5 protein-coding genes and 1 pseudogene are annotated in these 9721 nt (G+C 64.1%); 4 read left to right on the forward strand and 2 right to left on the reverse strand.

What is annotated here, in order from left to right; translation table 11 throughout:
- Both Q0X68_RS12275 and polA read left to right on the forward strand, forming a co-directional pair.
- Nucleotides 1-859 (forward strand): NAD kinase (locus Q0X68_RS12275; RefSeq protein WP_297752262.1); only part of this gene is annotated, 859 nt, incomplete at its 5' end.
- 1 nt (nucleotide 860) lies between these two features.
- A pseudogene (gene polA / locus Q0X68_RS13190) lies at nucleotides 861-5222 on the forward strand (DNA polymerase I).
- A gap of 29 nt (nucleotides 5223-5251) precedes the next feature.
- On the opposite strand, the gene Q0X68_RS12290 reads toward polA, so the two are convergent.
- The gene (locus tag Q0X68_RS12290; RefSeq protein ID WP_297752269.1) at nucleotides 5252-5935 is read right to left on the reverse strand and encodes a class F sortase; all 684 of its coding nucleotides are present in this window, start codon (nucleotides 5933-5935) and stop codon (nucleotides 5252-5254) included.
- Nucleotides 5936-6140: 205 nt separating this feature from the next.
- Here Q0X68_RS12290 and rpsA point away from each other — a divergent pair, with 205 nt between their 5' ends.
- Entirely contained in the window at nucleotides 6141-7580 is a 1440-nt protein-coding gene (gene rpsA / locus Q0X68_RS12295) for a 30S ribosomal protein S1 (protein ID WP_297752271.1), read from the forward strand.
- 242 nt (nucleotides 7581-7822) lie between these two features.
- Complete coding sequence (gene coaE, locus Q0X68_RS12300; protein WP_297752274.1) at nucleotides 7823-8434, forward strand: dephospho-CoA kinase; 612 nt, start codon at nucleotides 7823-7825, stop codon at nucleotides 8432-8434.
- On the opposite strand, the gene Q0X68_RS12305 is transcribed toward coaE, so the two are convergent.
- Nucleotides 8426-9010 carry a hypothetical protein gene (locus Q0X68_RS12305; RefSeq protein ID WP_297752277.1) on the reverse strand — a complete coding sequence of 195 codons (585 nt, stop codon included), beginning with the start codon at nucleotides 9008-9010 and terminating at the stop codon, nucleotides 8426-8428. The two genes, coaE and Q0X68_RS12305, sit on opposite strands and share 9 nt — an antisense overlap.
- Nucleotides 9011-9721 lie beyond the last annotated feature (711 nt).

Here is a 9721-nt window from a genome sequence, read left to right on the forward strand (position 1 = left end):
CCCGGAGAAGGAAGAAGCGATCGACGGCGCTACCGCCTTCATCGACGACATCACTCAGCGTGGGTTTCGTGTCGCGGTCCGGGCGGTAGACAAGGCGCGCCTCGCCAACAGCGTGCGAGAGCCGCTGGACGTCCTCGTCGACGACGCCGCCGTTCCAGGCTGCGAACTCGCTGTCGTATTCGGCGGCGACGGCACCCTGCTGCGGGCCGCTGCGTGGGCGCTGCAGCATGACATCCCCGTGCTGGGCGTGAACCTCGGTCACGTCGGCTTTCTGGCTGAAATGGAGCAGTCGGATATCGAGGCGCTCCCGCTCGTCGTCGATGAGCAGCGGTACAGCGTCGAAGAGCGCCTGGTGCTCGACATCGTCGTCAAGCGCGACGGTGTGGAGCGCTGGCACGCCTCCGCCATTAATGAAGTATCGCTGGAGAAAATCGCGCGGGAACGCATGCTGACGGTGCTCGTGAGCGTGGACGGGCGACCGCTCAGCCGCTGGAGCTGTGACGGCGTGCTGGTGAGCACACCGACCGGCTCCACAGCCTACGGTTTCTCCACCGGAGGCCCAGTGATCTGGCCCGACGTGCAGGCCATGCTCGTCGTCCCGCTCGCCGCGCATGCGCTGTTCAATCGGCCGCTGGTGCTGAGCCCCGAATCCACGGTGCTACTCCAGCAATCAATCGAGGGTCCGCACGGCATCTTGTGGTGCGACGGGCGCATTAGCTACGAGCTCGAATCTGGCGACGAGGTGATCGTCACGTCGTCGAGTCACAAGCTTCGCATCGCTCGTCTGTCGGAACAGCCGTTCACCACTCGGTTGGTGAAGAAATTTGCCCTGCCGGTTCGAGGCTGGGGAAGGAACTGACGTGCTGGAAGAACTCACCCTCACCGATTTTGGTGTGGTGGAGCACACGCAGCTGGATTTGCGCCCTGGGCTCATCGCCGTGACAGGGGAGACGGGCGCGGGCAAAACCATGATCGTGCACGGCATCGGTCAGCTGCTGGGCGCCCGGGCAGACTCCGGCATGGTGCGTCGAGGAGCCGAGAAGGCCGTGGTTGCAGGGCGCTGGGAGGTCAGCGCAGCCACGAGTGAGTCCGTCGCTGATCTGGGCGCGGAGCTCGACGGGAATGAGTTGGTCACCGTGCGGCAGTTGAGCGCCACCGGGCGTTCGCGCGCCGTCGTGGGCGGTAGCCCCGTTCCGGTGAGCGCCCTGGCCAGGCTGGAACTGGCGACGATCCATGGCCAGTCAGAACAGCTTCGGCTGGGTACCCCGGAGCGACAACGAGAACTCCTCGACGCGCACGCCAATCCTGATGGGCTCGACCGGTACCGCGAGGCCTACCGCGAACACGAAGCCGTTGTCGCGGAGCTCGAAGAGCTCCAGTCGGCTGCCATGGAGCGTGCACGCGAAGCCGACATGCTGCGCTTCGGCCTGGAAGAGATCGGTGCCGCGAACCCGGTCGCCGGAGAAGACGCTGCCCTCGAGGCTGAGCAAGCGAAGCTTCAGGACCTCGACGCGCTGCGTCAACTGGCTCAACGCGCGTCGCTTGCGCTGAGCGGGGACGAGCAGGACTTTGACGCTCCCAGTGCGGTTGGCCTCGTCGGGGAGGGGCGCAAGGCGCTGCGCGAACTCGCCTCTCACGATGCCGCGGCGTCATCCCTGCATACCCGGGTAGAGGAAGCGCAAGTGCTGTTGGACGACCTCGCAGCGGATCTGGCGACCTACCTGGCAGATCTCGTCGACGACCCACTCCGTCTCGAGGCGGTAGTCGAGCGGCGGGCCGTGCTCGCCGGGCTGACGCGCAAATACGGTGCCACCATCGACGAGGTACTCACCTGGGCGGAGACCTCGTCGCAGCGCCTCCACACGCTGGATGGCTCCGACGAACGCATCACGGAGCTGCGTGCGCGCAAGGAACAGCTCGAAGGGGAACTGCTCAGCCTCGCGAAAAGCATCTCCCAAAGCCGGCACAGCGCCGCGGAGTCTCTTGCTGAGCAGGCCCAGACGGAGCTCGCGGCCCTCGCCATGCCGCATGCTCGGCTCACATTCCAGGTCAGCGACGCGCCGCTCGGCCCGCACGGGGCGGACAAGGTGGAGTTGCTGTTCAGCGCGAACCCAGGTTCCGAACCCGCGCCGCTCGCCAAGGTGGCATCGGGCGGTGAGCTCTCGCGGGTGCGGCTCGCGCTCGAAGTGGTGCTTGCCGATGCCGAGGGTCACACGTTCATCTTCGACGAGGTGGACGCAGGGGTGGGCGGCGCCGTCGGCTTGGAAATCGGCCGACGCCTGCAGCGTCTGGCTGCCACGTCGCAGGTGATCGTCGTCACCCACCTCGCGCAGGTCGCAGCATTCGCAGACCAGCACCTCGTCGTGCGGAAATCCAGCGACGGAGCAGTGACGGTCTCGGACGTCGCCGAGGTGCGGGGTGAGGAGCGCGTGACTGAGCTCGCGCGCATGATGGGCGGTTCCGCCGATACGGACGCCTCCCGCAGGCACGCCGCAGAACTCTTGGACGACGCGGCCCGCACACCGCAGCCCACAACGTCGTAGCGAGCGGCTAGAGTCGATTGGGTGAAGAAACTTCTGCTGATCGACGGACATTCGATGGCGTACCGGGCCTTCTTCGGTCTGCCCGCCGAGAACTTTCAGACTTCCACCGGCCAGCACACGAACGCGGTGTTCGGATTCACGTCGATGCTCATCAATCTGCTCAGAGACGAGCAGCCGACGCACGTGGCCGTTGCGTTCGACGTCTCCAGGCATTCCTTCCGCACTGACGAGTACCCCGAATACAAGGCGACGCGGTCGAAATCGCCCGACGAGTTTCGCGGCCAGGTTGAGTTGGTGAAAGAGGTGCTCGACGCACTGCGCATCGTGCACATCGAGAAGGAAGGCTACGAAGCCGACGACATCATCGCCACGCTGGCAACCACAGCGGCTGGGGAGGAATTCGCCGTCGACATCGTCACGGGGGATCGCGACGCCCTGCAGCTCGTTGATGAGAACGTCACGGTGCTGTACCCGAGGAAGGGCGTCTCCGATCTCGCGCGGCTGAACCCGGAGGCCGTCGAGTCGAAGTACCTGGTGCCGCCCGCCCGATACCCGGAGCTCGCCGCGCTTGTGGGGGAGACGAGCGACAACCTGCCGGGTGTTCCGGGGGTCGGCCCGAAAACCGCTGCCAAGTGGTTGAAGGAATACGAGGGCCTCGACAATCTCGTCGATAACGCGGAGAGCGTGCGAGGCAAGGCGGGCGAGAACTTCCGCGCCCACCTTGACGACGTTCGTCGAAACCGCCGGCTGAACGCACTCGTGCGCACGGTGGAGCTCGACGTCGCTCCGGGTGATTTCGGCCGTGAGCCATGGGATCGAGACGCCGTCGCGCGGTTGTTCGACGCGCTGGAGTTTAGGGTGCTGCGCACCCGGCTCGAAGAACTCGGAGGAGAAGCCAGCGAGCCGTCGTCTGCCGAGAGCGTGGAAGTGGACGGGTCGGTGCTCGCGCCCGGTGCCGTCGGGGAGTGGCTCTCGGAGCACACCTCGAGTCCGGTGGGCGTGGACTTCGTCGGGCACTACGCACGAGGCACTGGCGACGTCGCAGGAATCGCTGTCGCATGTGCCGACGGGGCGGCCGCGTATTTCGCGACGTCCGACCTCAGCCCCGAGGACGATCAGGCAGTCGCAGATTGGTTGGCCGATCCGAAACGATACAAGGTCATCCACGACGCGAAGGGCCCTCAGCTGGGTGTCTGGGAGCGGGGCTGGCAGCTCGACGGGGTGCGATGCGACACGCTGCTCGCGGCATACCTGTTGCATCCGGAGCAGCGCTCGTACGCGCTCGAAGACTTGGCGATGCGCTACCTCAAGCGCTCGCTCAGCCACGATGACGCGCCGGCTCAGCAGACGCTGGATTTCGGTGACGACGCTGACGCCGACAACGCCATGCTGCGCGCTCGCACCGCACTCGACCTGGTGGAGGTGCTCGAACGCAAGCTCGACGAACAGCAGCAGCGATCGCTCCTCGTCGATCTGGAACAGCCGCTCATGCGGGTGCTCGCGGGCATGGAGCGTACCGGCATCGCGGTCGACCTGGACCGCCTGCAGTCCTTGCGCGCCGAGTTTGATGAGGCCGTCCAGACGGCGCAGACGCAGGCCTACGAGGTGCTCGGCCACGAGGTCAACCTGGGCTCGCCGAAACAGTTGCAGGCGGTGCTCTTCGACGAGCTCGGCATGCCGAAAACGCGACGCACCAAGTCGGGCTACACCACCGACGCGGAAGCCCTAGCCGACCTGTTTGCCAAAACCGAGCACCCATTCCTGGAGCACCTACTCAACCACCGCGACCGCATCAAGCTGCGACAGACGGTGGACGGGCTGATCTCCGCGGTAGACACGGACGGGCGCATCCACACCACGTTCCAACAGACGATCGCCGCCACAGGGAGGCTTTCGTCGACTGATCCGAACCTGCAGAACATCCCCATCCGCACCGAGCTAGGGCGACGCATCCGCACGGCGTTCGTGCCAGGCGAGGGGTACACGGCGCTGATGAGTGCCGATTACTCGCAGATAGAGATGCGCCTCATGGCCGATGGCTCTGGCGACGAAGGGCTCATCGACGCGTTCCACTCGGGCCGTGACTTCCACAATGAGATGGCTGCGAAGGTCTTCCACGTGGAGCCCTCTGCGGTGACGGGGGAGATGCGCGCCCGGATCAAAGCCATGAACTACGGCCTCGCCTACGGACTGAGCGCGTATGGGCTCTCCAACCAGCTGGACATCCCCGTGCCGGAGGCCAAGAAGCTGATGGAAGAGTACTTCGCCCGCGTAGGTGGGGTACAGCGCTACCTGGCCGGGCTCGTCGATGATGCCCGAGCCAAGGGGTACACGGAGACGATGCTCGGGCGGCGGCGTTACCTGCCCGACCTGCAGTCGTCGAATCGTCAGCGTCGTGAAATGGCGCAACGCGCAGCGTTGAATGCCCCCATCCAAGGTTCGGCTGCGGACGTCATCAAGCTCGCCATGCTTGCCGTCGACGCTGCGTTGGCATCGTCGAAGTTGCGCAGTCGGGTGTTGTTACAGGTGCATGACGAGCTTGTACTCGAAATCGTCGACGAAGAACGCGATGAGGTGGCCCGGCTGGTTGCCGACGCGATGGGTGGGGCAGCCGATCTCAAGGTGCCGCTGGCGGTATCGATCGGGGTGGGCGACAACTGGCACAGTGCCGCCCACTAGCCCGAAGCGACCGAAGCGTTACGGCAGCCTTAGAAGAGTTCTCCGTAGAAGAACACGCGAGACTGCCAGGGATCCTGGCCCTGCTCTTCTAACTTGCCGTCGAAATCCCAGCAGATGATGATGGCGACCTCGGAGTCACCCTCGAAGTCGACCATCATGTCGGAATCCGGGTCGTACTCGTCCACCATGACTCTCTTGGCTTCGGTGAACTTGTAGCAGGCAACCTCGCCATTCTCGCCGTAGAGCTTGATCTCGTCGCCAGGCTTCATCTGCGAGGTGCCGTCCTTGTACATCTCATTGCCGAGCGCCTTGCCGTTGCGGTACGTGTGAATCGAGAGCACCGTCTTGCCAGGGGCTCCGGGCTTCGGCCCTTCATTCCACCAAGCCGCAGTGCGCTTCTCGGCGGGCGGGGGAGCGGCAATGTTGCCCTCTTCGTCTTGCCCGAGTGAGAGCACCTTCTCATCGGCTTCGAGCGCTCCGGAGAAGGTGTAGCGGACGGGCACAAAACCGTCGGTTGTGGTGGTACAGGTGAGCTCCTTTGATGGGCTCTCGGACGCAGCAGCCGGTGAAGCTGGTGCTGATGCCGACGCGCTGGGCGTCGAAGCGGCTTCGGGCGCGTCCTTAGGGCGCGCGAGGTAGAGGCCGCCGGCGACCACGAGGATAAGCGCCACAACGGCCGCAACGATGGCGATAATCTTGTTACGCGTGTTCACGCCGTGGATTCTACAACGCCGTACAAGCAGCGCTATGTCGCAAAAGAAGGGCGGGATTGACCCGCTTGGAGCGATGGCCTAATGTTGAACCGCATTGTGGTTTGTTGTGCCCTCGGACGGAGCAGGGTCAACGCGAAGCAGGAGTCATTGCTTCACAACTGCCGTGCGTCCAAGTTCATACCATCCAAATCGGAGCCCACCTTTTATGACCTCCCCTACTGAGGCGTCGGCCGTAGCGGTTGACGATATCGGCAGCCCGGAAGCCTTCCTCGAAGCCGTCGATCAAACCATCAAATACTTCAACGACGGAGACATCGTCTCCGGCACCGTTGTCAAAGTCGATCGCGACGAAGTTCTGCTCGACATCGGTTACAAAACCGAAGGCGTTATTCCTTCCAAGGAACTCTCCATCAAGCACGATGTGGACCCGTCCGAGGTCGTCCAGATCGGCGATGAGGTCGAGGCTCTGGTGCAGCAGAAGGAGGATAAGGAAGGCCGCCTTATCCTCTCGAAGAAGCGTGCACAGTACGAGCGTGCGTGGGGCACCATCGAGAAGATCAAGGATGAGGATGGGGTCGTTTCCGGCACCGTCATCGAGGTCGTCAAGGGCGGCCTGATCGTCGATATCGGCCTGCGTGGCTTCCTCCCGGCGTCGCTGGTCGAGATGCGTCGTGTACGCGACCTCCAGCCGTACGTTGGCATGGAGCTCGAAGCGAAGATCATCGAGCTCGACAAGAACCGCAACAACGTTGTGCTGTCGCGTCGTGCATGGCTCGAGCAGACCCAGTCCGAGGTGCGCCATTCGTTCCTCACCGCGCTGCAGAAGGGCCAGATCCGCAAGGGCGTCGTGTCCTCCATCGTCAACTTCGGCGCATTCGTCGACCTCGGCGGTGTCGACGGGCTCGTGCACGTCTCCGAGCTGTCGTGGAAGCACATCGACCACCCGAACGAGGTCGTCGAAGTGGGCATGCCCGTCACGGTCGAGGTGCTGGAAGTTGATATGGACCGCGAGCGCGTGTCGCTGTCGCTCAAAGCCACTCAGGAAGATCCGTGGCAGACCTTCGCGCGTCTGCACCAGATCGGCCAGATCGTGCCCGGCAAGGTCACCAAGCTGGTGCCGTTTGGTGCGTTCGTTCGCGTGGGCGAAGGCATCGAAGGCCTGGTGCACGTCTCCGAGCTCGCTGAGCGTCACGTCGAGATCCCCGAGCAGGTCGTCTCCATTGGCGACGACGTCATGGTCAAGGTCATCGACATCGACCTCGAGCGTCGCCGCGTTTCCCTCTCGCTCAAGCAGGCGAACGAGGGTGTTGACGTCGCAGCCGACGAGTTCGATCCGTCGCTGTACGGCATGACGGCCAGCTACGACGAGCAGGGCAACTACATCTACCCCGAGGGCTTCGATCCGGAGACCAACGAGTGGAAGGAAGGCTACGAAGAGCAGCGCGCTGCTTGGGAGGCCCAGTACGCCGAAGCTCAGGCACTCTGGGAGGCCCACAAGCGTCAGGTCGAGGACGCCGAGACCGAGGCCCGCGAAGCCGCAGTCGAAGCAGGCACTGGCTACGTCTCCGAAACCACCGACGAGGGCTCGCTCGCTTCTGACGAAGCGCTGCAGGCTCTCCGCGAGAAGCTAACCGGCGGCAACTGATCCGCTGACAACCTACAAACGGCGCCCCCAAGGGGGCGCCGTTTGGCGTTCTGGGCGGGATGCAGGGAAGCCTGGGTGCCGCAGGGAGAAACTGCAAAACTCGCCAACAGTGCGAAGCCTTACGCTTGGTTCACGCGGGAGGCGTGCAGCTGTTGGCGAGTTTTGCAGTTTTACCCCCGTGCCTGCTTCCTCGGGGTGGGTGTAATCGTCGTGGGCTGGCGGAAGCTGGCATGATCTGGTGCATGACTCGTATCGCACTGACCGGAGGCATCGCCTCGGGAAAGTCCACCGTCGCGGACATGTTTGCCGAGCTGGGGGCAGTCATTGTGGATTCGGATGTGCTCGCTCGCGAAGTGGTCGAGCCGGGGACGCCTGGGCTGGAGGCCATCGTCGAGCGCTTCGGGAAAAGAGTCCTCACCGACGACGGCCAGCTCGACAGGGCAGCGTTGGGAGCGATCGTCTTCGGCGACGACGAAGCTCGCCGTGATCTAGGTGCCATCACGCATCCGCTGGTGGCGGCGCGCCGCGAGCAGCTACTCGCCGAGGTGCCGGCGGACGTCGTGGCAATTTCGGTGATTCCGCTGCTGGTGGAGGGAGAACTCGAGCGGGGCTTCGACGAAGTCATTGTTGTGGACGTGCCTGTCGAGGTTCAGCATGCGCGGCTGATTGCTCGAAACAACTATTCCGACGACGAGGCATGGGCGAGGATTCATGCTCAGGCGACGCGGAAGGAACGGCTCGCCGCAGCAACCCACGTCATCGACAACTCCGGAAGCCTCGCTGCGGTCCGCGAGCAGGTGGAAGCGACGATGGCGCGCCTGCGGAGCGAAGCGTCGGGCGAGGGCTCAACGTAGCGAGGTCACCCGACGCTCGGCTACGCTGATCCGCGGCTCGGTGAGGCTCACATACTGGTCTTCGCTGCGCTGGAGGAGGCCCTGCCCTTGGCCCAGCACCTCGTAGCGGCCGTCGGGAAGTCGCGTGAGGAAAGCGACGGTGTCCGGGCCCAGAGCGTCGGTGAGCTTCGGGCGGTCTTGGACGGTGGCCTTCGGCCCGCCGAGTTCGATCAGCGTGAGTTCCTCCCCGTCGCCTGCTCCGCGCAGCACATCCACGACGCGTACGGTGTGCACGGTGATCGGGACGGCTCCGTCGCGGATGTCCTCCCAGCTGGGAGCGGCGGGCGCCCCGGCTGCGGGGTTGGTGCTGGGGTCGTCACCGGAGTACTCGGGCAGCAGCTCGTCCTGCTTCGAGGAGATGATCTCGAGCGAGGCAATGACGTCGGCGTCGCGGTCGAGCTGGTCGAGAGAGTCGTACACAGGCCCGTCGACGTGCATCGTGACGGGTGCCGACGGAGCCGGCTCGGCGGGCTGGGCGCCGCAGCCCGCTAGCGCGAGTACAGCGAGAGTTGCGATCAGTGATTCGAAGTGCTTCATGATCAGTACCTTCTCGAAACGTTTGCACGGTCGTAGTGCGTGTGAGTGATCAGGGTGTTGCGGTCTCGCGAATACTTCATGATGCTGGGAGCCGAAGTGGGAGGGTTGTCGCCCAAGCTCAGTGCGTGACCCAGCTCGTGCACAGTGACACTCCGCACGAATCCGTTGAAGTTCTTGGAGTCCTTCGAAATGGTCCTCGAATTGATCGAGACGTTGAAGTAGCGGCCCGAGTAGTAGCTGGTGTGTTGTTCACGAGGCGTGTAGAGCCCATACCAAGAAGCGGTGTAGCTCGCAACCGTGATCGTGCTGGGGGTGGCAGGAGTCTTCGTCGAGACTCGCCTGAACGCCACCTCTGGGACCGCATTCCAAGCGGACTCCGCAGTTGCCAGAGCTGCATTCCAAGCGCTGTTGTAGTTGGGACGGTACCAAGTGTGTTTGGCAGAGGTGAGTCCGCCCGAATAGTAGACATCAGCATGCGATGGGCCGGCCGCAAATAGTGAAGCCGATGCGAGGGTGAGAGCAGAGAGGAACGCCGGATGACGGCGTCTAAGCTTGGGGTAGTTGGGGCGAGCGGGCACGGGTCCCCCTTCGGTTCGTCGGCAGCGGTGCCGATATTTTCGGCAAACGTAACACGGGAACGGGCCGCAGGGAAGGGGTCGACGAGACTCACATGTAGTCCCGGGATGTTAGGGGCCGTGCCTCACAGGTTTT

The organism is uncultured Tessaracoccus sp. (assembly GCF_947286155.1).
Classification (GTDB): domain Bacteria; phylum Actinomycetota; class Actinomycetes; order Propionibacteriales; family Propionibacteriaceae; genus Arachnia.

What these genes read in the sequence shown, in the direction of transcription:
- Q0X68_RS12305 (WP_297752277.1), bottom strand. Translation starts at nt 9,010, where the DNA reads ATGAAGCACTTCGAATCACTGATCGCAACTCTCGCTGTACTCGCGCTA.
- coaE (WP_297752274.1), top strand. Translation starts at nt 7,823, where the DNA reads ATGACTCGTATCGCACTGACCGGAGGCATCGCCTCGGGAAAGTCCACC.
- rpsA (WP_297752271.1), top strand. Translation starts at nt 6,141, where the DNA reads ATGACCTCCCCTACTGAGGCGTCGGCCGTAGCGGTTGACGATATCGGC.